The following is a 22,589-nucleotide window of genomic DNA, read 5'->3' as shown; positions in this document are numbered from 1 at the left end:
AGAACAATTGCTTTATAGTGAGTGAATCAAAGCCTGTTTCATAAGTGTTTGGGCTGCGAATATCATATCGCCGAGTCAATAATTGTTAATGTGGCCGTATTTCCCGTAGTATAGAAAACGAAAACAATAATTTAGATGGAGAGAAAATGGTTGTTGATACTGATGGTTATTTAGCCCTAGTTGAACATCTCGCATCCAATCTCGATGTATTTTCCGCCGAGGATGGCGACACTGGTAAAGAGAGTGTCGAAGATGTAGTGACCGATATGGTGGCGAGTAACATTATGGCGATCTTTGAACAGAACCCTGAATTGCATTCTAGTGTTCGCTTTAAGTTGCTCAAAGAAGCTGATTCAGTAGTGGCTGATCTTGGCGAAGTGCTGGCCGGTATGTGGACAAAAGCGGCGACAAATGAACAGATTGCATTTCTTGATGAATACATCGCGCTGGTAAAAAATCTGTTTGACAGCGCAGTCGCAAAATACGACTAACGCTGGTACGGATTCAGATAGAATTAGAGCACAGGCGAGGTTGTCACTCGCCTGAATTGCCAAAAATTTCCCGCCCAATAAGGATTATCCATACGTGAGATAATCACCCCTTTAGATGTCGAAGCATGCATGAACTGGTTTTGACCTAAGTACACACCTACATGGCGTGTTGTACGTGACGTCTTGAAAAACACCAAATCACCAACCTTTGCTTGCCCATATTCAATTTCTTGACCAACTTGAACTTGGTACTCTGTCGTACGAGGTAAGTTTATCTCTGCCGCATGTTGGAAAGCCGTTTGTACGAATGCAGAGCAGTCGACCCCTTTGAGAGTGCTTCCGCCCAAGCGATAAGGAGTGCCTTTCCAGACGTAAAATACATCCAGGAACTCATTTTTTAGCTGCTGGTGGTATTCACTTAGTACTGGTGAAGGTTCGGATTGCGAAGGCGAAGAACTACAGCCGGTTAAAGCCATTGATGAAGCGAATAATACGCAGATGCAATGTTGGCGAATGAAATCGAGTGGTTTGATCATTAAGGAATTTATTACGCCTTTATAGTGAAATTTTACTGTAATAGTTAAGCCATAGACTGCACGCAATGAACTTTTGAATTACGCAGTGCTAGGATGCAATGACTAAATTAAATAATGCTCGGTGGTCTCTTTCACTAATTCAATCACTTACCGCTTTGTTTCTCGGATTTCTGGTTTTGATGATTGGTTTAACGGTGGTGAATAACAAAGGTCTGAACGAGGTGGAGTTTCATTTTACCACTTTATCTGACCACGCACTTCCGCTCTCTGCGGCCAATGCGAAACTCACTCAGTCGCTACTTGAACAAACCAAGCAGTTAAGTTTCAGCACTCAGTCTGGCTCAGAAACAGAACTTGCTGCAATTGAAGCCAAAATCAATCAATTAATCCAGTATAGCCGACAGCAAAGAACTCAAGTTTTTGAGATTTCTCACAACTTTGAACAAGCAATCTCAGAGCAGCAAAAGAATTTACTTAGCGACTCACTTGATATGCTTAATCGCTATACGCTGTCTGTGATAGCGACGCAACGAAAATTATTGGTGATGCAAGCCAATATTGATGCTGAGGTTTCCGGTTTCCGTTATGGGTTAAACTCGATTGGCCCTGAAATGAACCGAATTTCTTCTTTTTTATCGCTCGATAACCCCGAATCCTCCGATGCCGCTAACCGTTTTGTTGCTAGTGCAAGTTCGATGGAAGGCACCTTTTTGATGTTCATGATGCAGGCTGATTTACTTAAAGCGCAACAGGAATACAAAGAAATGCGCAATCGCATTGCAGGCATTAACTTAGCCTACGATGATTTTGCCGAGTGGCATCCAGATGTGAATGATTTTGCAAGTCTGACGGCATCGTATGACATGGTGAAAAATGGCTTTGAAGAGAAAGGGGTTTTAAAGCAGATCCTCGCCAAATTAGAGTTAAGTCAGCAGCAAAAGCAACAAACTGAAGCGGCGCAAGTATTGGCGATCCAAAGTATAGAAACGCTCAATCAGATCTCAGCGTCGGCAGAGTCACTGATTGAACAAAGCGAGAGCATTGTAAAAAATACTATTTCTTCAATTGCCAATACGTTGCTGCTCGCGAGTGGGTTGAGTGCTTTGGCTATTGTGGCGCTTTGGATAACGTTGCGTCGCTGGCTTAAAAACAGTCTTACTCATATTTTGCAGCAGCTAACTCTCATTTCAGAACACGATTTTCGTCAGCGAGTGGTATTGCAAGGGCCAGATGAAATGCAGCAAGTCTCGTTACGCTTAAACCGAGTGATTGATAGCACCAGTGAGTCACTATCAAGCGTAACGCGCAACTGTGAGTTACTCTATCAAACCGCGGAGTTAAGCCATGATGCAGCACAAACCTCCAACCAAAGTTTAGCAGCACAAAACCACGCACTTACCGAGATGGTAACGACCATGTCTCAGCTTGAAGTGTCTATTAAAGAAATTGCAGCTGTCACCAATGAGTCTCATGACGAATCAAAAGTAGCAGAGCTGCACTCGAATCAAGGGGTGGCTGCGATGGAGGAAAACCGCCAGCGTTTATATGCCCTAGAGCAAACATTGAACGCCAATGAACAATCAATGGTTGAGCTTGATCGGCGCGTAAAGCAAATTTATGCAATGGTCGATGTAATTTCTGGTATTGCGGAAAACACCAATTTATTAGCTTTAAATGCCGCGATTGAGGCTGCCCGTGCAGGTAATCAAGGGCGTGGGTTTGCCGTCGTTGCTGATGAAGTTCGTAAACTAGCTCGAGATACGTCCGATCAAACAGCCAAAATTAGAAGTAACATCAATGAACTCGTTTCTGCTGCGGAACAATCACGTCAAGCGGTGCATGATACTCGTCAAGAAATGGCGTTCGCATTGGATTCAAGCGAGCAAGTTAAACTCGCATTTAATGATATTGAATACTCCGTGGGGGCTATTCGTTCTCGCTTTGAGCAGATATCAGTGGCAACAGAAGAGCAGCAACGCGCGACCGCCGAAGTTAGTCGCGCCATTAGCCAAGTCTCCAATCAAGGCGATGACACTAAAATTCAGTTGGAATCGATGCTGGAAAACTCACAACATGTTTCTCAAATTGCCCAAGACCAACAGCAAATGCTGCACAAGTATCGTTTAAAGTAGAGCTGTAGCGGTAGAGGCGAGAGCGCTTCGCTTAGAGAGCTGAGAAGCGAGAAAAACAGAGATAGAATTGTGAGTTTAGAACACAGAGCTTCGAGATGTGAAAGGCAAAAAGAGTCGATAAATATAGGAAATGCAGAGGCAAAGGGGCGAGAACCGAGGAAAAATAAAAAATGATTTGAGTGTTTAGAATTGAACCGCTGCGCTTCGAGAGAAAAGAAGCGCCCCAACTCTTAATTCTCGCCTCTTGATCCCGCTTTTGTCTCTTCGTGTCTCGTCTCTAAAATCTTGCTTCTCGCTCTTATCTTTTCGCCTCTCGCTTCTAAAGTCTCGAATCTCGATTTTTCTCGCTTCTTAAATCTCGTTCTTCAAGCCTATTGACGACGAAATGGCTGCGTTAGCATCTTATCTAACCACTGTTCACGTGGCGTCTGAAACTCAGGAATACCAATTTTTACCTTGTCATGCCCCAATTGAGGTTGGTCACGGTAGGTGCGAAATAGGCGGTCCCATATCGACAAGAAAAAACCAAAGTTAGAATGGGTTTCTTTCACTATCTCAGAGTGGTGAACGCGGTGCATGTCAGGCGTGACTATCGCTTTGCGTAGCCATTTATCGAGGCTAAGCGGAAGCTTAGCGTTACTGTGGTTGAACATCGCGCTCACGTTGAGAATGATCTCAAACAGCAATACCGCTAACGGTGAAATTCCCAATGACACCACAATCGCTATTTTGATCCACATTGACATGATCATTTCGATAGGGTGGAAGCGGGCACCTGTCGTGACGTCGATATCTTGATCGGCATGGTGCATACGATGTAGGCGCCAAAGCCAAGGAATACGGTGAAACACCACATGTTGCACGTAGATAGCAAAATCGAGTGCAATAATCGCGATTGCAATATTTAACCATACGGGTAATGAAAGCCAATTCAATAGGCCAACATGGCTTTGTTGAGCCCATAGTGCGGCTTCTATAGCAAGTAGCGGCATGAATAGGTTTAAACACAATGAGTTAAAACCGATTAAGCCAAGGTTATTGAACCAGCGTTGGCCTTTATTTTGAGTCAGTGTTTTACGCGGCGCGAGCCATTCCCACAATCCGCACAGTACTAAGGTGGAAAGAAAAAAGCTCAGCCGAATCATATCTGGGTTTTGCATTGAGTATCCTTACGCTTTCAACTTGCAACTGACGCCATGGCGAGTAGAATTTGTCGCCCAACTATTATTATCAATGAATCCGAATGAGAATCCACGCATTTCATCGTCTTTTCCTCCACAGGCAAGCTGTCGCAACCAGAGTCTTTAACGCGAGAGGCAGCAAAGTTGTTCGCTGTGATTACTGCCAAGTTGCTACTAAGTACTGTGTTTGTGCTTATCAGCCTGATATTGAAACTGAGGTCGCGGCGATGTTGATCGTGTCGGAGAGTGAAGTATTCAAGCCGAGCAACACCGGACGCTTGATCCTTGATGCGGTTAAAGAAGGCTATGTTTATCAATGGAACCGTACTGAGCCAGACCCAGAGATGATGACGTTGCTGGTAAATGAAAACTATCAGCCATTTATTGTCTTCCCTGATGAATATGTAGATGTAAAAACACGCCTCATCGAACAGCCAGTGCAAACGTTTTGCCATGGTAAAAAACCGTTGATGATCCTACTTGATGGGAGTTGGCGTGAAGCGCGTAAAATTTTCCGCAAATCGACTTATTTGCAAGGGTTGCCAGTGTTGTCGATACAGCCACAAGTATTGTCCCAGTACATGATGCGTAAGTCAGAAAATGAACAACATCTTTCTACAGCGGAAGTGGCCGTGTTGGTATTGGACCAATTGGGAGAACATAAAGCCTCTAAAATACTTGATGAGTGGTTTTGTGTCTTCCGTGAAACCTATTTGCTGAGTAAAACCCGCATTAAGCCTGATTTAACTCGTCCAGAGTTAAAACGCTACCTTGCCGCAAATCCAGAGCTAGATGATTGATTTAGATGGTTAAACCCTGTTCAATTGGTTTATAAATGGTCATAGGTCACGGATTATGGCCACTGCCTTATGGATAATGACCCAAGTTTGGATTTAATAAATTATATTCTGGGAGTGAATACAATGTACTACGGCTTTGACGTGGGTGGCACCAAGATTGAGTTTGGCGCATTCAATGAAAAATTAGAACGTGTTGCGACAGAGCGCGTGCCTACGCCAACCAGCGATTACCAAGCATTACTTGAAGCTATTGCAGGCTTGGTGAATAAATATGACCAAGAATTCAACTGTGAAGGTAAGATTGGCCTTGGTTTGCCTGGCATGGAAGATGCTGATACTGGTGCAATCCTAACGGTAAATATTCCGGCAGCGAAAGGTAAGTTGCTGCGTAAAGATTTGGAAGCAAAAATTGGTCGTAGCGTAAAAGTTGATAACGATGCGAACTGTTTTGCGCTATCTGAAGCATGGGATGAAGAGTTAAAAGATTCACCATCTGTGATGGGCTTGATCTTAGGAACTGGTTTCGGTGGTGGTTTGATTTACGATGGCCAAGTATTCTCTGGTCGTAACCACGTAGCCGGTGAAATGGGTCATATGCGTCTACCTATTGATGCATGGTTCCATCTTGGCGACAACGCGCCATTACTTGATTGTGGCTGCGATAAGAAAGGCTGTATCGATAATTACCTTTCTGGCCGAGGTTTTGAATTGCTATACGCTCACTACTTTGGTGAAGAGAAGAAAGCGATTGAGATCATTAAAGCGCAAGCTGAAGGCGAGCCTAAAGCGGTTGAACACGTTGAACGCTTCATGGAACTGTTGGCGATCTGCTTTGCTAACTTGTTTACTGCCAACGATCCACATGTCGTGGTGTTAGGTGGTGGTCTATCAAATTTTGATATGATCTATGATGAAATGCCAAAACGAATTCCTAAGCATCTGCTCTCTGTGGCTAAATGTCCTAAGATTGTAAAAGCGAAGCATGGTGATTCAGGCGGTGTGCGCGGCGCAGCGTTCTTGAATATCAAGTAGTCGTAAATTACGGGCTGATCAAAATGAAAAAGGGCTTCCAACTGGAAGCCCTTTTCTTTATTCATGCTTTTGTTGCAAGCGCAAAGCAAGATTACTTGTTCTTTTTACCTACGCCCAAGTTCTCTTTTGGCTTAAGGGTTATTTTACCAAAGCCCAATGATTTGAAATGGCTATCACGGTAGTTACGCACCGCTTTGGTATCAGAGATAAGCTCAAGTCGAGTTTCCATCTTGAGGAATTCAGTAATATCGATACCTTCCGCTTCTGCTACGGCTTCGTGAAGGTTACGGTGTTGTTGGTAAGAGAATAGCAGTTCTTTCTCTTTCTCTTTGTAGGTGTAGATAATTGTACGAGCCATAATGCTTCTGTTTCTATGTCACTAAATGGGAAGGCCAGCAAAGTGAGCTGACCTTGAATGGGCTAGATTCTGCCTTGAAGTGGGATAATTGTCACGCTTTCTCCGACTTTTACTGTATCAACCGCCGGTGAAATTTCAATAAGGCAATTTGCCTCACTCATTGAGCGTAAAATACCAGAGCCTTGTTTTCCGGTCGTGTGCACCGTTAGGCGGCCGGCTGGGTCTATCTGGAATACGCCGCGACTATATTCCGTTCGACCTTGGCGCGAGCGCAAATCTTCGGTCGCAATTGCATTCACTTTTAGTGGTTGCCAGTTGCGTTCACCTTGCATTTTACGCAGTGCAGGTTCAACAAAGTTAATGAACGACACCATCACTGCGACCGGGTTACCCGGTAGGCCAAAGAAAGGTTTGTCGTTTACCTGACCAAACGCAAGTGGGCGACCCGGGCGCATATTGATACGCCAAAAATCGATTTGCCCCAGCTTATCCAGCGCCAGTTTCACGTAGTCGGCATCACCAACAGAGACACCACCGGAGGTGATCACTACATCGGCTTGTTGGCTGGCTTGTTGGATTGCATCAATCATCACTTGTTCGTTATCTTCTAAGATACCGAAATCAATCACATCGCAACCCAGCTTTTCCAGCATACCCATCAAAGTAAAGCGGTTTGAATCATAAATAGTATTTGGCTTTTGTTCGCTACCTGGTGCTTGTACTTCATCTCCGGTAGAGAAGAGGGCGACTTTAAGTTTGCGGTAGACATTGGTTTCGCCAAAACCAAGCGACGCTAACATGCCCATTTCTGGTGATTCAATGCGTAAACCTTGGGTAAATACATCACTGCCTTGCGCTAAATCTTCACCAGCTTGACGAACATTTTGGCCCGCTTTGATGTGCGCACCATTAAAGGTTACCGTGTCACTAAGTTCAGTTGCTTGTTCACGCATCACAACCGTGTCAGCACCAATAGGCATTGGAGCGCCGGTCATGATTTTAACTGCTTGGCCAAGTTGCAATTCACCTGAGTAAGCATGGCCAGCCATGACTTCGGCAACGACTTGGTATTGGCTGCGCTCAAGATCATCACCACGGATGGCAAAACCATCCATCGCTGAGTTGGTGTATTGCGGTACATTGACTGGCGACGCAACATCTTGCGCTAAAACTCGGTTATAGCTCGATTCGATCGCACATGATTGGGTCTCAGTGACTTCATTGACCAGCGATAATATTTTCTCTTGGCCTTGAGTTACCGAAAGAAATGCAGGGGACAAAATATCACAACATGAAGAGGCGGCTTTATGCTCATTATTGTCGATGTTTTCGGCCGTATTATTAGTGCCTGCGACAAAATCGAGAATAAACTGAGTGATCGCATCAAGATCATTGATGCTCATTTGTGGCAGTTCGCTGTCAGTCACGACCGTGTCTGCGGCAATCGCAATAATGTTATCGTCACTAGGGTAGAGCCAAGGTTTACCTACTTCTTCGCGATGCAATTCTATTTTAGGGAAGGCGATATTTTTGCAGCCTTCAACCAAAATGACATCCAGTTTTTGTTGGTCGAAGCGGCTAAGCAGGAAATGAAATTCTGACTCTTCTTCCGGTGTTTCTGTCATCAATGCGTAACGATTACGCGATGAAATCAGCATTTGGCTCGCGCCGGCTTTACGTAAGCGGTAGCTGTCTTTGCCTGGTTGGTCCACATCGAAATTATGGTGGGCATGCTTGAGCATGCCAATACGCAAACTCGCTTTGGTTAACTTAGGCAGAAGCGCTTCAATTAGGGTGGTTTTACCTGTGCCTGAGTAGGCAGCGAAACCAATAACAGGAATTAAGTGGCGAGCAGTCATGATTCTAAAGTCCCAAATTGAGCCAATTCTTGCGGCGTATTTAGATTAACAAAGCAGTTTGGTGAGTCGCTAAAGTCGACGTAAGAGGTGTTGCACTCTTTGTAGAGTAGGATAATTTTACGATCGCCGCGCTCTAAAAATGCTGTCAGTTTTGGCAACACTCGCTTGTGATAAAGCGTAAATACGGGTTGTTGATGATCGCCATCATGAGCAACCAAAATGTCACTTTCATCGGTGACTTGTGCGCAGAAACGCGCCACTAAATCATGATTGATCTGTGGGCTGTCACAGGGGACAAAGCCAACCCAATCGGTTTCTGCATGCAGCAAACCGGCGTGAATACCACCCATTGGACCAGGGTAGTCAGAAAATTGGTCACTAAACACCGGGCCAAAGTTTTGGTATTCACTTTGGTTGCGGTTAGCGTTAATCAAGATGCTAGGGGTCTGTGGTGACAAGCGTTCAATAACGTGCTGTATAAGCGGCTTATTATTTAGTTCGATAAGGCCTTTGTCTTTGCCACCCATGCGGCTGGCTTGGCCACCAGCTAAAATAACCCAACTAGTTTGCGTTGGATGTAGCATAGTCGTTCTCTTGTTTTTCATCGGTGATGATTTGTAGCAGCGGAGACTCTATCAGAGTTGATTCTTTTATCCACCACTGTTTACGACATAAATCGGTTAAGGCATTTTTTTGATGGCTAGTAATGACAATGCTTGAGCCTTTTTCGAGCAAATCTTTTGCTAACAGCACTAAACGGTCAATTGATTCTTGATCGAGCGAGGCGCTTGGCTCATCCATCAACAAAATCGAAGGGGTGAGAATCCACGCTCTTGCCATCGCAACACGTTGTTTTTCGCCACCTGAAAGCACAGAAATATGTTCATCGGCGAGGGTTTCTAAACCGACTTTCCGTAGTGCAAAGATTACCGCAGCGCGTTTATCTTGCGACGACATTTTTTGATAGCGAATACCATAAGCGACGTTCTGATAGACTGAACCATCAAAAAGATAGGGTGCTTGGTGCAAATAGACGACATCACGTCGGCCGCTTCTTGCCGAAAACCGTTGGATGAAATTGTCGTGTGGTGCGATAACTTTACCGGTGGTTGGCTTGAGTAGGCCAGATAAGATTTTTAGCAACGTGGTTTTACCTACGCCGTTATCACCTTTTAAGTAAATCGCATCATTTGGCCCAATCGATAATTCAGGAATGTGAAACAACACTCGATTCTTAAATCGCATTGAGAGCTGTTGTGCAGTTATTTTTATCGTCATACAGCGCCTTAGTTTCTCAAATAGCCACGACCGCGCATGCTACCTAACATAAAGTTTAGCAGCAGTGCTAGCGAGAGTAATACAATTCCCAGTGCCACGCCCTGAGCGAAAGCACCTTTATGGCTTTCCATTGAGATTGCGGTTGGAATATTGCGCGTTACGCCCATAATGTTGCCACCGACCATCATAGAGCAACCCACCTCGGTGACGATGCGGGAGAAGGCGGTAATTGTAGCGGCAAGTAGGGGAAATCGAGTTTCCCAAATCATAGTGGCAGCCACACGGCATGGTGAGGCACCTAAAGTTATGGCAGTTTCGACTGCTCGGCGATCACTGGATTGCAGTGAACCATGCATCATCGCCACCAAAACCGGGAAACAAATCAGCATTTGACCGAAGACCATTGCTTTTTGGGTGAATAGCATCTGCCAATCACCAAGAGGGCCTGCGCGTGACAGCAACATATAAAGCAGCAAGCCGATCACCACCGTAGGCACGGCTTGCAAAGTATTAATAATCGATAGAAAGAACCATTTGCCACGGAAATCCGTGTAAGCAAGGATGAAAGAGAACAGAATCGCTGGCAACAACACCAGAGATATCGCAGTCAAAGAGACATTAAATGAGACCGCAACAATGGCTAGCAGGTCAGGATCAAAGGCGACCAAAAGTGCCAGCGCGTCTAGTGTAGTTTGCCAGAGACTCATGAATGGTTATTTCTCGTTCGCGTTAGCGACAAATAGGTGCTTACCATTGATGGTAAAGTTATTGATCAGCTCTTGACCACGTGGGTTAACCAGCCAGTCACTGAAGACTTTTGCACCTTGGTAGTTAAGAGTTGGGTAACGCTCAGGGTTTACCAGGATAACTTGGTATGGGTTGAACAGGTTTTTGTCACCTTGGAATAGGATCTTAAGCGCCAGTTTGTTTTGGTATGCCAACCATGTACCACGGTCTGTCATGGTGTAGCCTTCCATTTCAGACGCCATGTTCAGTGTTGGGCCCATACCTTGGCCTACAGAGCGGTAACCACCAAAGTTTGGTTCAATTTTGGTTTGTTCCCAGATGCCTTTTTCTTTTTTGTGCGTACCAGAATCGTCACCACGAGAAACGAACGTAGAATTGGTTGAGGCAATATTCTTGAATACGTCGAAGATATCTTTTTGCTCAGCAACTTTTGCTGGATCAGATTCTGGGCCGACAATGACAAAGTCGTTGTACATTAATTTGCGTGGCAGTACGCCGTAACCATGCTCTACAAAGCTAGCTTCTGCTTTAGGCGCGTGAGTCATCACCAAATCAACGTCACCGTTCTCACCCATTTTTAGAGATTTACCGGTACCTGCCGCGAGAACATCTACTTTGTAGCCGGTATCTTTTTCAAACTCAGGCAAGATGTAATCAAGTAAGCCAGAATGGTATGTACTGGTGGTGGTTGCTAAGCGAATATGCGGTTGTTCTTCCGTTGCGCTTGCGGTGTGGCTAAATAAAACAAGTGACGCTGCTGCTAAGGTATAACTGATTGTTGCTTTCATTGTAATGTTTTCCATATTGTTTGCCGTTAGGCGTCAATTTCACTACCTACGAATGGCGATAGCCAAAAATTGGCTGCTATGCCTTAAGCAAACTAAATGCCAAGATTTCAGTCTATTTTTCAAGCAGATTAGTTTGATTTTGTGGACAAAAAGGGGCTCTGGGACAATTTGTCGCACTATTGCTCGATCCCGAAGACAAAACCTTGGTACACTCTGTCCCAATGACGGTGATTTAAATCGAGTAAAGATATGTCTACTTCTTTGGATGCGAACAAACTCTCTCAATATCAAGCGTTTTCAGTTTTGGTTGTCGATGACGAGGCTGGCATGCAAGCAATACTACAAAAAGCGCTCAGTAAATGGTTTTCGAAAGTGGATACGGCTGGCAGCATCGAGCAAGCCGAAGCGTTAAGATTCGCGAATCATTATGATCTTATTATTTTAGACATTAACTTGCCTGGACGCTCAGGTATTGAGTGGGAAGAAGCCTTTAATGACGAGGAAAGAAAGGCGGATGTGATTTTCATGACCGGCTATGCCGACCTAGAAACCGCGATCTCAGCTCTCAAATTGGGCGCCACCGATTTTATTCTCAAACCGTTCAACCTAAGTCAAATGCTGCAATCGGTACAGCGTTGTATGGATAAACGTTTAAACGAGCGCTTACAATACGCATTGCATCGCGATGTTAAACGCCATATTACCACTGAGATTGCAGGTACTTCCGATAAAACTCGTCAACTTAAGCAATTGATCAGTCAATTTGCCCCTTCTCGCGCTTCGGTGTTGATTGAAGGTGAATCTGGAACCGGTAAAGAACTTGTCGCTCGTGGAGTACACGAAGCCAGTGGCCGTAAAGGACCATTTGTCCCGATTAACTGCGGTGCGATTGCACCTGAATTACTCGAAAGCGAACTATTTGGCCATACGATGGGCGCATTTACCGGCGCCAAGAAGAGCCGTGAAGGTCTCTTTCGTGTTGCCAGTGGTGGTACGCTATTTCTCGATGAGATAGGTGAAATGCCTTTGGCGATGCAATCTGCACTATTGCGTGTATTAGAGCAGCGCGCCATTCGTCCTGTGGGCGGTGAAAAAGAAGTGAGTGTTGATGTGCGCGTGGTTGCTGCAACCAACCGTAATCTGCAAAAAGAGGTTAAAAGTGGCCGTTTTCGCGAGGATCTTTTTTATCGTCTTAATGTTCTTAAGATCGATGTGGCGCCGCTTAGAGAACGTAAATCCGATCTGGCAGAGCTGGTTCCTTATTTCACCAAGATGTTGTCAATAGAGCTGGGGATTGCAGATCCTAAGTGGGCACGTGAAGACATCGAAGCGATGCAAAACTATGATTGGCCGGGTAACATTCGTGAGCTTAAGAACTTAATCGAGCGCTGCATTTTATTGGCCAAACCGCCGGCACACTACTGGCGAGAACTGGCGGGCAGTCATGTACAACCAAGTATTTCGGTGTCAGTTTCTTCTGGCTCTGAATTGATTGAGGTGGCTGAACCAATGAAAGCACCTGGAAAAGGTTATCCTAATTCTTGGTCGCTTAAAGAAGTTGAAAAGTCCCATATTCAACAACTGGTTGAATTTTATGATGGCAATAAATCTGCAGCCTCGCGAGATTTAGGTGTCGCGCGTAAAACCCTAGAGCGTAAATTCAAAGAGTGGGAAGCTGAGGATATGGGCTATGGCCAATAACGGCGCTTCAACTCGCACAGGGTTGATTGCTAAGTGGCGCTACCGCTTTAAAAGTATGGTGCGCTACCGTTTGATGATCCTAACTTCAGCACCGATTTTCTTAACGCTACTGGCGCTCATTGGTATCACCATTTATTGGTCGATTCATTATACGTGGCAGAGTGCTTTACTTGATGTCTCGGAACGATTAGGTGTTGCCAATAACAGCATTGAATTGATTCAGCAAAAACAAGCGAATCATGTTAAAGCGTTTGCGGAATCTTATGACTTTCGCATTCAATTGGAAAACAGCACGGATGAACAAGCGCTGCAACAATGGATCGCGAAACAAAAGAAACGCTACAACTTAGATTTCCTTTGTTTGCATCGAGTTGATGGTTTTGAAAGTCGTTTTCGCTATCTAGATTTGACCCACAGCGAGTCTTTTTTTGACTTGCTTTCACAGCAAGAATTGAATGCGTTAGATAGTGATTTAGCGATACGGGCGCAAGTGCCTATATTGGACAGCCAACAAGTGGAAAATCGCGGCCTTGTTAGCCGTACCGTCATTCCAGTACATGACAAAGAAGGTCATATCGTTGGTTTTCTCGATGGCGGCTTGCTGCTCAACAACAGTACCGTTTTAGTCGATCAAATCCGTGACTTAATTTACTCAAGTCGCGAGGACAGTTTGCGTCCGGTGGGAACGTTAACGTTATTTCTAGACGATCTTCGTGTCAGTACCAATGTACCTTTGGACAGCAATGAAGGTGTAGGGCGTGCTATTGGTACGCCGGTGTCTGACAATGTGAGACAAAAAGTCCTGATAGAAGGACAAAAATGGGTTAACAGCGCTTACGTTTATGATGCTTGGTATATCACCGCCTATCAACCGATCCGAGATAAATACGACAATGTGATCGGTATGCTTTACACCGGCTACTTGATTTGGCCATTTCTCAAAGCCTACATGACGAACATTGCGGAAATCAGTGTCACGACGCTATTTTTATTGTTGGTGTCCGGTTTGATGGTTTATCGCGGTTCTCGAGATCTATTTAATCCGATTGAACATATCCATCGCGTAGTGAAAATGATCCAGCTGGGTAAAGACACGCGCATCGGCCCGCTGGGTTTAGATGACGAGCATGAATTAGCGCAACTAGCAAAGCAGTTCGATAACATGTTGGATTTGCTACGCCAGAGAAAAAATGAGCTGAAAAATGCGGCGGTTGAGCTCGAAGAAAAAATCCAACAACGGACAGCTAGTTTGGAAGAGAAAACCACCGAACTGGAGCTGCACATTCAACTGTTGCATCAAACCCGCGATAAGCTGGTGGTGCATGAAAAGTTGGCGGCATTAGGGGAATTAACCGCGGGCATTGCCCATGAAATTAACAATCCAAGTGCGGTGATCCTGGGTAATGTCGAATTGATTCAGTTTGAACTTGGTGAAGAGTCAGAACGAGTCAAAGATGAACTGGAAGCGATTCATGCTCAGATAGACAGAATACGTAATATTACCCGTAGTTTGTTGCAGTATAGCCGTAAAGGTGGCGTGCAAGACGAGATTACTTGGCAGCACGTTAATCCTATTATTGAAGAGAGTATTACCTTGGTCAAAACCGGTAGTAAGAAGCGTGATATCGAATTTATTACCGATCTTCATGCTCATACTTCGGTAGAGATCAATCGCCATCAACTGTTGCAGATTTTGGTCAATCTACAAATGAACGCCATTCATGCAATGCAGGGAAAAGGGCGACTCACGGTGATCAGCGAAGATTGGTGTGAAGAGGGTGTGGCTAAAGGGGCTCTCATTCATATTGAAGATGAAGGGTGCGGGATTAAACCTGAAAATCTTAAGCGCATTTTTTCGCCGTTTTATACCACTAAGCGTGAAGGTACTGGCTTGGGGTTGTCGGTATCACAGAGTATTCTCAGTCAAACTGGTGGTGAGTTAACGGCGACGTCTGAATGGGGTAATGGTAGCCGTTTTACCATTAGACTACCCAATAAAGCGGAAACGCATTTGTTGGTTTCAACTCGAAGTTAACAGTAATGGGATCAGTTGCAACTTACTGACCGTCAACACCACTAATCCCAACAAAAAAAGACCACCGTAAGGTGGTCTTTGCTATCAAATTACTCTGTTTCTAAGTCTCTAAATAACTCGATGTTAAGTTGCTGTGTCGGCGTATTTAGAACTTAGCGATAGGTGTACTGACCATGCCTACTAGAGAATATCCAGCGATTACCATTCGACCAGTAGACCTCAGGCTCTTGAACGCATTGGCCGCCTTGGTTTATATAACCAACCCCATACCACTCACCATTGCCAGTTAAGCTGCATAGGTTAGCATCGCTGCCCGGTTTGGCTTTAATACGTTCACCTACTTGTGAATGATTGATTGCTGATAGCCATTCAAATTGGTTAATCTCAGAGAGCATTGGACGCTCACCTTGGCTGTCACGTATCGATATTTCACTGCCTCCCGTACATTGGAATTGTCCTTCAGTGAGTGATTCCACGTAACCATGCAGCACTTTGTTTGTCTCATCCACAAGTGTTTCGAACCGACACACATACTCACGGTCATTGCCTTTACGCATTGTGACTAAAGTCGCTCGGTCTTTTTGTTCAAGCGTGGCTGGGTCAAATGAATCGGAGTGAGCAAACCAACCTGCTGGTAGGCCGGATTGGCTCGCTGAGTAACCGTATTCTTGGCCAACAATGATCGGTCCCATTAACTTATCGACTGAACTTGGACGCTCAACTTGGACATGATCGAGAATGGTCACTTCACCATTGCCTGCACGACAAGTTACGTTGAGATCAGTCGGGTGTTGACTGGCGTCTAAGTTTAAGTGGAACTTATTGCTCTGATTACCGGTATGGCGAGAACCTGCTAGAGCGATTTCGTCTATACGGCCATCAGGATAGGTCACATTAAGCTGACATTGGTTTTGCGATTTCAATTCATATTGAACAACACCACCTTGGTGAGTGGCATAGGTCCAATCACGGCCATTAGTGTGTTTCATGCCGTTTACCTGCTTACAACGTCCATCGGCTAGGAAGCCCGCGCCATCATGTGAAGTCCCGCCTTTATTGAGTGTGCAAAGGGTTTGTTCACCAAGTTCTGGGGTTGGAGTGTAAGTCACCGCGCCAATCAGGCTACCTTTGCTTGCCAATAGTTGGTAGTCGTTTTCTTGAGATACCGGGTGCTCACGTTGTGCATTGACACTCCAATACATATCGGCACTGGTTCGACACACGCCTTCGTTGCTGTCTTCATAGCCGACAAAGTTGGCTTGTTCACTATTGCCGTTTGTGTAGCTAAACTGACAAAGTGAGCGTTGCTCCCCATCAATGGTCATCGTTTGCCATTCCGTCACCAAGCGATCCTCGGCGTTAAGATCCGAGACCGATTGCCAACCTTCAAGTTGCGGTTCAATAGCACTTGGCTCAGGCAGTTCAAACACATTGCCGTAGTTGGAGTAAGTCAAAGGATAAATTTGACTCGGATTGAGATTCATTGGGTCGTAAATCCCCAAAACGGTGATTACAGGGACACCATTAGCGATTGGTGCGGCATGATCCACTTCTGCTGCGACATAGCGTTGTGCGGCGTGATCCCATGTTAGATAACCGGTTGGACTTTCAAGGTCAATGTTTGGTCGGTCATTGAAGAAACGTTGGATCGCTTGAGTTTGGGTTGGGTGTTCCAGTGTAAATAGACTGACTTTACCAAGTCCTGCACTTTCTCCACCTGCTTGTGCATCGCGGGTGAAACGATAGATCCCTTCAAATGGAGGCACCACCTGCCCACCGAGAGAGATCGTGGTTGCTTCACCAGACCAATGCAGATTGCCGACAAATCGGTTGTAGAACGCATCCCAACCCCAGCCAGTGGTCAGATCGTGAACGGAAGCGTTCGTCGGGTAGTGGCTACGACCATAGTTGTGGCCTAATTCGTGTGACCATTCATTTCCTATACTACTGCTGAGGGTTACCTTGCCGCCCCCGCCACTGAGACCATGATTAACAATACCATTTTGGTAAACACCGCGATTGTTGTGCGCGGTGATATGGTTAGTGTAGCGGAACCAACCTTGAGAATAGCCAGCGGTATCGACGATACCAAAGTTCGCGTTGTTTATGCCGGTTGAAACCAGTGCTTTACCGATGGCTTCACGCATATCTCCGCCGTACACACCACCTTCATCGTCACTACGCTCTGTATACACTTTGCCGTTTGGCAGAGTGACTTTTGTTAAGTGGAGCGGGGTGTAATCCGCCATGATAAGTTTAGACGCAGGAATTTTTTGGAAGTAATCAGGGGCCAGTTGATGCATTTCTTCAATCATGCGGTACTGATCGCGAGGTTCAGTCAGCATACCGATATCGATATTTTGAATCACAAGTTCTGGCGCGCCACCAAATATAAAGCGATCTTCACTGAGTTCACCGACACGGTTAAAGTTATCGGATAGACGCAGTGATATCCCCGGCTTCATCCATTGCCAACTGATAGGGGTAGTCCAAGAGTGGTTAGAGAAAACGACAGTCTCGCGTCCATGATCTCGTTGGTCGGTTTCAGGCTGCGCACTGGGTGGATTCATGGCAACGCGTTCAACAACGACACCATCTTGTAGCACTTCCAACCACAAATGATTGGTCCAGTAAGCCTTAGGTGTCACAAGAAGGAGGGCGGTTCGCTCGGCGATCAGGAATGGACGGGCTTGGTCTTCATTTCCATCGGGGGTTACGCTGGTGTGAGTCTGGGCTAAATTGATGTGCGCAGCAAGGTTTCCAGAAAGATGATTATCCGCTTGGCGAGCATCATTGTAGGTATAACGTTCAGCCTGCGTTGTAAAAGTGAGGGATTCACTGCTGCTACAGCCATTATCGTTGCAAACTTTTACGATTGCTTCGTATTCCGTGTTTGGGGTGAGATGGCCACGATAAAAACCCGACTCGATCGCATCAGCACGATAAACGATCGGTGATGAATTCGCTGGACGCTCGATGATGTCCACTTCGTAGCGGTTGTTTTTTCCGCTGCTGTTCCAGCTGAATTGCACTGCTACATCAGAAAGAGACGCTACGTGAAATTGTTCAATTGTTGGAGCATGCTCAACCGAGGACTGACTTTTGATATCGATTGAAGCTGAGGATGGTATTGATGCGAGAACCAAACTCGAGTGACCACTGATCGCGACCCCAATCATGAAAGATAACAATTTTATTTTCATACTTTATCCTTATGTTATTTGAATGAAAAATTGCCATTGTTGCTTTGATATTTTGAATTGGTTCGCAGAAAAATCGATTTGATAAATTCTTTAGTGAGATATTTGTTCCGCAATAAAATGAAGATATTTGAGCTTGTTGCCAAAATTTAGCGAGTATTTTTAATTTGAATCTCGTGATGGGAGCAATGTCGAGTTATGGCAATACATCGCGTACTTGTGAGCAAACGTAGACGAGATTGGCCTTGCTTGATGTCTACTCGTAGCCAAATATTGGTTCACCTAAAAGCCCCAAGTTTTAGCTGATTTTTTAAATGCCCTTTCCAGGTGTTCGTTAATTGCCCACCCTGTGATTAAAGAATAATCATCTGAATTTTCTGTTTGATTCATTTGATTTTTATATGATTAGTTACAAAATTATTTAACTTGGCAATAAATCACTTATTAAATCATTGAGTACGAATCATTTGGAATAGAGATCTAAGTTAACAAAACTGTCATTGGCTTGTCTTTGAATAAAGGCTCTAAAATTCTAGTCGAAGGGGCCTCTTCGTATCTGATCGTGAATCTCAACTTTCACAAGTAAACAATAATTAAAACAGAGACTAGATATGAAAAAAAGACTATTAGGGCTTATGGTTGCGTCTGTATTGGCGACGAATGCGAACGCTGCAGAGTTAACATTAGAGCAAGCTAGCGTTAAAATTATGACCAAAATGGAAGAGCTAGCACTATTGGCTGCTCAACCAGAAAATGTTATTCAACAAGGTGATTACCAGTACTTGCAATACAAAGGCAAGAATCTGCGCATCAACTTTGATGGTAACGTCATGTTTGATCTGTTCGATATTGAATCAGAGTTCCAAACGGTGTTCGACTTTATCCCGAAACATTGGCAGTACTGGGGTTACGCGGGTGGTTTTGACTTATTCCCGGAAGGCTACGACGCGCCAAACTGGGAAAAATGTACCTTTGCTTTGTATGCGGCCGGTCGTGGCTCAAAAGACAATGAAGGGAATTACATTTGGGAACGCCCTCTAACCACCATTCTTGATAACTCTGAATGTACTCCTGTTGTTCAAAAACCATCAATCTTCTTTAATAATAATCAGCTTGAAAACATGCTCACCGGTGAATTGAACGGTGCGGTTTTATTCGCGCAAGCACACATTGTTCCGGCGAAACCAGCCAGCGATGAAAAACGCATGCACTTGGTGGGTGAACGAAATACCAAAGTGATGTTCAAACCGGAAGCTGCATTCGAGCCTCACTCTAAAGTGACCGTGACGGCGAAAAACCGTCAGGGTGAAATTCTTGGCTCACTGGATATGCGTGCGCCTGAACTGCTCGCTCGTAACGTGCTTGCGATTCCTGAAATGAGCACGACGGATATTGACTTTAGTTATGATGAATCGGCTGTGTTTGCGGTACGTGAGGTTTCTAGTACGGCAATTTCTAGCGCATTAGCCGAGCATGATGTAGTGCAACTAAACACGTGGAATGGTCATTGGATTCGTGATATTGCTTTAGAACAAAACAACCCAGAACTTGATGGCAAAACATTTATCTTCCAATCAAGTGCAGGTTATAACTCAAACGTAAGCTACTACCAAGACCGTACCCGCACGATTACAAATGGTACGACGACGGTATTTAAAAACGTAAACGGTGCATGGGTACTCGAAGAGGATTTGATCTTTAACGAAATCGGTTATGCCGATGGTTATTGGTCAGCAGAACTACCAAAAGAGTGGCTCGTACCTGGTCTGAATCTAACCTTTGCTAATAACGGTAAGTCTGGCAGTTTAACAGGGATTAAAGTCGGCGCACCAACCGAGTTACTTCTGCATACTATCGATGTAGGCATGTTGGTTGAGCCTCGTGAACGTTTTGACTTCCAACAAGACAAACAAGCACAGCGTGAATATTTTGAAACTGCACCGTTGAGTAAAATGGTGGTGAATGAGTATGAGCCTGTTCACCTGCTTGAAGTGATGCTACCGGACGGCACGTTACTGACCGACCACGATCCAAGCGAAGGTGGTTGGCATGGCGGCACCATGCGCCAGCGTATTGGTAAAGAGTTATTCTCAATTGGTATCAATAATGCTAACTACGGAATTCACTCTACCGCGGGTGTTGGTGAGGGCGAACATCCCTATTTTGTTGCGCAGTTAACCGCGCATAATACGCGAGGTGTCTATAGCAATGGTGTGGTAACCCATGGTGGTTCTGGTGGTGGTGGCATGGTTACCCTAGATAGCTCAATTGGCAATGAATTTAGCCATGAGGTAGGGCACAACTACGGTTTGGGTCATTACCCTGGCGGTTTTGAAGGCTCAATTCATAAGCCAGCCAATATGAGTAACTCAACTTGGGGTTGGGATTCATCACGCGATGTCTTCATTCCTAACTTTGCCCCGCAAAAAAATGGCGGTGAGAGCTGTTTAGATGGGCAATGTGTCCCTGCATTTAACGACATGTTTAGTTTTGGTAGTGACGCAATGGCTGGTGGTTGGGCGATGTATAACCAACAGCGCTTTACGATGTATACGCCATATTCGATGTTCTTTATCCAGAATAATTTAGAGAGCAAAGCGGTGTTTGATCAAACGTCTTCGACGGGCTTTAAAAAGTGGAATGAAGAGACTGAGAGCATGGAGGAATACACCCACCGTGTTGATACTCTAGAAATCACCAGTGTTGCGCCATGGGAAGCAAACGCTGAGCGTATTGCTGCCTTGCTAAGTGACTTTGACAAAGTCGAGTTGTCTACTTGGAATGGACACTGGGCGCGTGATATGTCGGTTCCTGAAGCCAGTTCGAGCAATAAAGGTAAGATCTTTACCTTTAACTCTGATGCGGGCTATCACTCGAACTTAACCATTAACGGGGAGTCGATGGTGGTGCCTTACGGCAGTCGTTTGGTGTTTGTCTCTGATGGTCAAACATGGATGAAAGATGCAAGCTTTGAACAACATCAGGCGATCAAACCAACTCAATATGGTGTTCCTGTGACGACATTAGTGGGTTACTACGACCCGTCGAAGCAACTAGAAAGCTTTATCTTCCCAGCTCTGCATGGCTCATATGGTTATGTTTACGCTGCTGAAAGCGCAAGCCTTGCTGCAAACTGTGCACTAGAGGTCGAAATGGCTAACGGCGATGTCGATACCTATGCACTGAAAAACAATCGCCGCAATGCAGATAACATGAACAAGTTCCACGTTAACGTAGCACGTTCTGATAACCCGAAAACGGCGAGTGTTGTTTGTGATGGTGATGTGCTTGATACCTTGACCATCGCTGCGCCAACTCTAGAACCCGTTTACACAGTTCAAGGTGGTGATGAGCAAGCTAGATCGTTAGCAAACACTAAAGCATTTACTAAAGCATTTGCGATGCCAGCAAAAAACCTCACTCAACGTGTATTGGCAACGCGTTACGAGCCAACCCAATGTGATCACGCAGACGGCGAACATAATCACTAATATATCTATGATCAATAAGATAAAATACCGATAAGAAAAAAGCGCCAAATCAGGCGCTTTTTTTATTCCGATAAATCGAGATTAACTCGCGTTAACCGCAATCTTCGGCGGATTGATGTTGTGTTTTCTAAACTCTTTCATTACGCGCAGAGTAATGTCGGTTTCAAACAACTTCTCGTATGCGGTATCAACAACATACGCTTTACAGGTTAATTGAATCGCTAAGTAGTTATCAGTGATGGTTTGCTTCACTAATACGGTCACCGGTTTAGGCAGGTGAATATAACGACTTGAAGACGCCGCTTCTTGGATCAAATCACGGGCGAGGGTGATGTCTTCATTCATACCGACATAGAACGGAATTACCACCTGCATATCGAGCGCACCATAGTTTCCGCTGACAACCACTTCATTCAAAAATTTGTTATTCGGAATAGTAATGATGTCATCCGTTAGCGTTCGCATGCGCACCGAACGCAAACCAATGGTAATGATATCACCATAGTTACCTTCAAATGTGACACGGTCACCTACTTGGAACGGACGATCGACCATTACCGTGATACCTGCGATGAACGATGCCGCAAGGTCTTTTAGTGCAAAACCGACCGAGACTGCTAACGTACCACCAATCAATGCGAGTATTTGATCGTTGATGCGAAAGCTCATCATAAACACCACAATACCAGTACTCATATAGATGAAGAACTGAGTAAAGGATTGCAGTTTTTGTAGCAGCATGCGGTATTGAACGAATTGGCTACCGAAGCTTTCCACCATTGAACTCATGAACTTGAGTAGCAACCACGCACCAGCAATAACAAAGAGTGAGAAGAAAACACCACTCCAACGCACCAAGCTAGCTATTTTAGAAATGTTTTCTACGTTGGCGATCTCTTCCGTTGCAAAACACGGTAAGGCAGCAAAGCCAATAAACAGTAGGATTATTAATCTTTTCAT

General features: G+C 45.0%; 17 protein-coding genes. 7 read left to right on the top strand and 10 right to left on the bottom strand.

Translation table 11 applies throughout. From position 1 onward, the window contains the following. The first annotated feature begins 146 nt into the window (after positions 1–146). On the top strand, positions 147–491 hold the full coding sequence (locus RH85_RS20370; RefSeq protein WP_006714637.1) for a DUF3802 family protein: 345 nt from the start codon (positions 147–149) through the stop codon (positions 489–491). Between the two features lie 23 nt (positions 492–514). On the opposite strand, the gene RH85_RS20365 is transcribed toward RH85_RS20370, so the two are convergent. Further along, entirely contained in the window at positions 515–1,027 is a 513-nt protein-coding gene (locus tag RH85_RS20365) for an NlpC/P60 family protein (protein ID WP_006714636.1), read from the bottom strand. A gap of 98 nt (positions 1,028–1,125) precedes the next feature. On the opposite strand from RH85_RS20365, the gene RH85_RS20360 reads away from it, so the two are divergent. Then, positions 1,126–3,159: a methyl-accepting chemotaxis protein gene (locus RH85_RS20360; protein ID WP_006714635.1), complete on the top strand. Its 2,034-nt coding sequence runs from the start codon at positions 1,126–1,128 to the stop codon at positions 3,157–3,159. A gap of 371 nt (positions 3,160–3,530) precedes the next feature. On the opposite strand, the gene RH85_RS20355 is transcribed toward RH85_RS20360, so the two are convergent. Then, the gene (locus tag RH85_RS20355) at positions 3,531–4,319 is read right to left on the bottom strand and encodes a sterol desaturase family protein (RefSeq protein ID WP_006714634.1); all 789 of its coding nucleotides are present in this window, start codon (positions 4,317–4,319) and stop codon (positions 3,531–3,533) included. A gap of 83 nt (positions 4,320–4,402) precedes the next feature. Here RH85_RS20355 and RH85_RS20350 point away from each other — a divergent pair, with 83 nt between their 5' ends. Both RH85_RS20350 and nagK read left to right on the top strand, forming a co-directional pair. Next, positions 4,403–5,140 (top strand): tRNA-uridine aminocarboxypropyltransferase, encoded by a 738-nt coding sequence (locus RH85_RS20350; RefSeq protein ID WP_006714633.1) that lies wholly within the window; start codon positions 4,403–4,405, stop codon positions 5,138–5,140. 123 nt (positions 5,141–5,263) lie between these two features. Next, positions 5,264–6,172, top strand: coding sequence for an N-acetylglucosamine kinase (gene nagK, locus RH85_RS20345; RefSeq protein WP_006714632.1), 909 nt, complete (start codon positions 5,264–5,266; stop codon positions 6,170–6,172). A 91-nt stretch (positions 6,173–6,263) separates the two neighbouring features. Here nagK and RH85_RS20340 read toward each other — a convergent pair whose 3' ends face one another. The 6 genes from RH85_RS20340 to RH85_RS20315 form a co-directional block, all read right to left on the bottom strand. Next, positions 6,264–6,530, bottom strand: coding sequence for a DUF2960 family protein (locus RH85_RS20340; protein ID WP_006714631.1), 267 nt, complete (start codon positions 6,528–6,530; stop codon positions 6,264–6,266). A 62-nt stretch (positions 6,531–6,592) separates the two neighbouring features. Continuing rightward, positions 6,593–8,389, bottom strand: a complete 1,797-nt coding sequence (locus tag RH85_RS20335) for a bifunctional molybdopterin-guanine dinucleotide biosynthesis adaptor protein MobB/molybdopterin molybdotransferase MoeA (RefSeq protein ID WP_006714630.1) — start codon at positions 8,387–8,389, stop codon at positions 6,593–6,595. Beyond that, a complete protein-coding gene (gene mobA / locus RH85_RS20330) occupies positions 8,386–8,973 on the bottom strand; it encodes a molybdenum cofactor guanylyltransferase MobA (RefSeq protein WP_006714629.1) in 588 nt (195 codons plus the stop codon). Before mobA ends, RH85_RS20335 begins: the two co-directional genes overlap by 4 nt. Continuing rightward, positions 8,951–9,667 (bottom strand): energy-coupling factor ABC transporter ATP-binding protein, encoded by a 717-nt coding sequence (locus tag RH85_RS20325; RefSeq protein WP_006714628.1) that lies wholly within the window; start codon positions 9,665–9,667, stop codon positions 8,951–8,953. Before RH85_RS20325 ends, mobA begins: the two co-directional genes overlap by 23 nt. Before the next feature lie 8 nt (positions 9,668–9,675). Beyond that, positions 9,676–10,374: an ABC transporter permease gene (locus RH85_RS20320; RefSeq protein WP_005599059.1), complete on the bottom strand. Its 699-nt coding sequence runs from the start codon at positions 10,372–10,374 to the stop codon at positions 9,676–9,678. Between the two features lie 6 nt (positions 10,375–10,380). Further along, on the bottom strand, positions 10,381–11,202 hold the full coding sequence (locus RH85_RS20315; RefSeq protein ID WP_006714627.1) for an ABC transporter substrate-binding protein: 822 nt from the start codon (positions 11,200–11,202) through the stop codon (positions 10,381–10,383). A gap of 249 nt (positions 11,203–11,451) precedes the next feature. On the opposite strand from RH85_RS20315, the gene RH85_RS20310 reads away from it, so the two are divergent. Both RH85_RS20310 and RH85_RS20305 read left to right on the top strand, forming a co-directional pair. After that, positions 11,452–12,903 carry a sigma-54-dependent transcriptional regulator gene (locus RH85_RS20310; RefSeq protein ID WP_006714626.1) on the top strand — a complete coding sequence of 484 codons (1,452 nt, stop codon included), beginning with the start codon at positions 11,452–11,454 and terminating at the stop codon, positions 12,901–12,903. Continuing rightward, positions 12,893–14,938 carry a sensor histidine kinase gene (locus tag RH85_RS20305; RefSeq protein ID WP_006714625.1) on the top strand — a complete coding sequence of 682 codons (2,046 nt, stop codon included), beginning with the start codon at positions 12,893–12,895 and terminating at the stop codon, positions 14,936–14,938. Before RH85_RS20310 ends, RH85_RS20305 begins: the two co-directional genes overlap by 11 nt. Before the next feature lie 152 nt (positions 14,939–15,090). Here the strand turns inward: RH85_RS20305 and RH85_RS20300 are convergent, their stop codons facing one another. Next, positions 15,091–18,141, bottom strand: coding sequence for a M66 family metalloprotease (locus RH85_RS20300; protein WP_006714624.1), 3,051 nt, complete (start codon positions 18,139–18,141; stop codon positions 15,091–15,093). A gap of 608 nt (positions 18,142–18,749) precedes the next feature. Here RH85_RS20300 and RH85_RS20295 point away from each other — a divergent pair. After that, positions 18,750–21,629: a M66 family metalloprotease gene (locus RH85_RS20295; RefSeq protein ID WP_006714623.1), complete on the top strand. Its 2,880-nt coding sequence runs from the start codon at positions 18,750–18,752 to the stop codon at positions 21,627–21,629. Positions 21,630–21,710: 81 nt separating this feature from the next. Here RH85_RS20295 and RH85_RS20290 read toward each other — a convergent pair whose 3' ends face one another. After that, the gene (locus tag RH85_RS20290) at positions 21,711–22,589 is read right to left on the bottom strand and encodes a mechanosensitive ion channel family protein (protein WP_005599053.1); all 879 of its coding nucleotides are present in this window, start codon (positions 22,587–22,589) and stop codon (positions 21,711–21,713) included.

It is taken from the genome of Vibrio ichthyoenteri ATCC 700023 (genome assembly GCF_000222605.1).
Classification (GTDB): domain Bacteria; phylum Pseudomonadota; class Gammaproteobacteria; order Enterobacterales; family Vibrionaceae; genus Vibrio; species Vibrio ichthyoenteri.
Note: the sequence above shows the minus strand (reverse complement) of the source record. Positions and strands in the feature narration are given on the sequence as shown.

Excerpts from the sequence above, each read along its gene's own strand:
- RH85_RS20370 (WP_006714637.1), top strand. The coding sequence starts at position 147 with ATGGTTGTTGATACTGATGGTTATTTAGCCCTAGTTGAACATCTCGCA.
- RH85_RS20350 (WP_006714633.1), top strand. The coding sequence starts at position 4,403 with ATGAGAATCCACGCATTTCATCGTCTTTTCCTCCACAGGCAAGCTGTC.
- RH85_RS20310 (WP_006714626.1), top strand. The coding sequence starts at position 11,452 with ATGTCTACTTCTTTGGATGCGAACAAACTCTCTCAATATCAAGCGTTT.
- RH85_RS20365 (WP_006714636.1), bottom strand. The coding sequence starts at position 1,027 with ATGATCAAACCACTCGATTTCATTCGCCAACATTGCATCTGCGTATTA.
- RH85_RS20355 (WP_006714634.1), bottom strand. The coding sequence starts at position 4,319 with ATGCAAAACCCAGATATGATTCGGCTGAGCTTTTTTCTTTCCACCTTA.
- RH85_RS20340 (WP_006714631.1), bottom strand. The coding sequence starts at position 6,530 with ATGGCTCGTACAATTATCTACACCTACAAAGAGAAAGAGAAAGAACTG.
- RH85_RS20290 (WP_005599053.1), bottom strand. The coding sequence starts at position 22,589 with ATGAAAAGATTAATAATCCTACTGTTTATTGGCTTTGCTGCCTTACCG.
- mobA (WP_006714629.1), bottom strand. The coding sequence starts at position 8,973 with ATGCTACATCCAACGCAAACTAGTTGGGTTATTTTAGCTGGTGGCCAA.
- RH85_RS20320 (WP_005599059.1), bottom strand. The coding sequence starts at position 10,374 with ATGAGTCTCTGGCAAACTACACTAGACGCGCTGGCACTTTTGGTCGCC.
- RH85_RS20300 (WP_006714624.1), bottom strand. The coding sequence starts at position 18,141 with ATGAAAATAAAATTGTTATCTTTCATGATTGGGGTCGCGATCAGTGGT.
- RH85_RS20305 (WP_006714625.1), top strand. The coding sequence starts at position 12,893 with ATGGCCAATAACGGCGCTTCAACTCGCACAGGGTTGATTGCTAAGTGG.
- RH85_RS20360 (WP_006714635.1), top strand. The coding sequence starts at position 1,126 with ATGACTAAATTAAATAATGCTCGGTGGTCTCTTTCACTAATTCAATCA.
- RH85_RS20325 (WP_006714628.1), bottom strand. The coding sequence starts at position 9,667 with ATGACGATAAAAATAACTGCACAACAGCTCTCAATGCGATTTAAGAAT.
- RH85_RS20335 (WP_006714630.1), bottom strand. The coding sequence starts at position 8,389 with ATGACTGCTCGCCACTTAATTCCTGTTATTGGTTTCGCTGCCTACTCA.
- RH85_RS20315 (WP_006714627.1), bottom strand. The coding sequence starts at position 11,202 with ATGAAAGCAACAATCAGTTATACCTTAGCAGCAGCGTCACTTGTTTTA.
- nagK (WP_006714632.1), top strand. The coding sequence starts at position 5,264 with ATGTACTACGGCTTTGACGTGGGTGGCACCAAGATTGAGTTTGGCGCA.
- RH85_RS20295 (WP_006714623.1), top strand. The coding sequence starts at position 18,750 with ATGAAAAAAAGACTATTAGGGCTTATGGTTGCGTCTGTATTGGCGACG.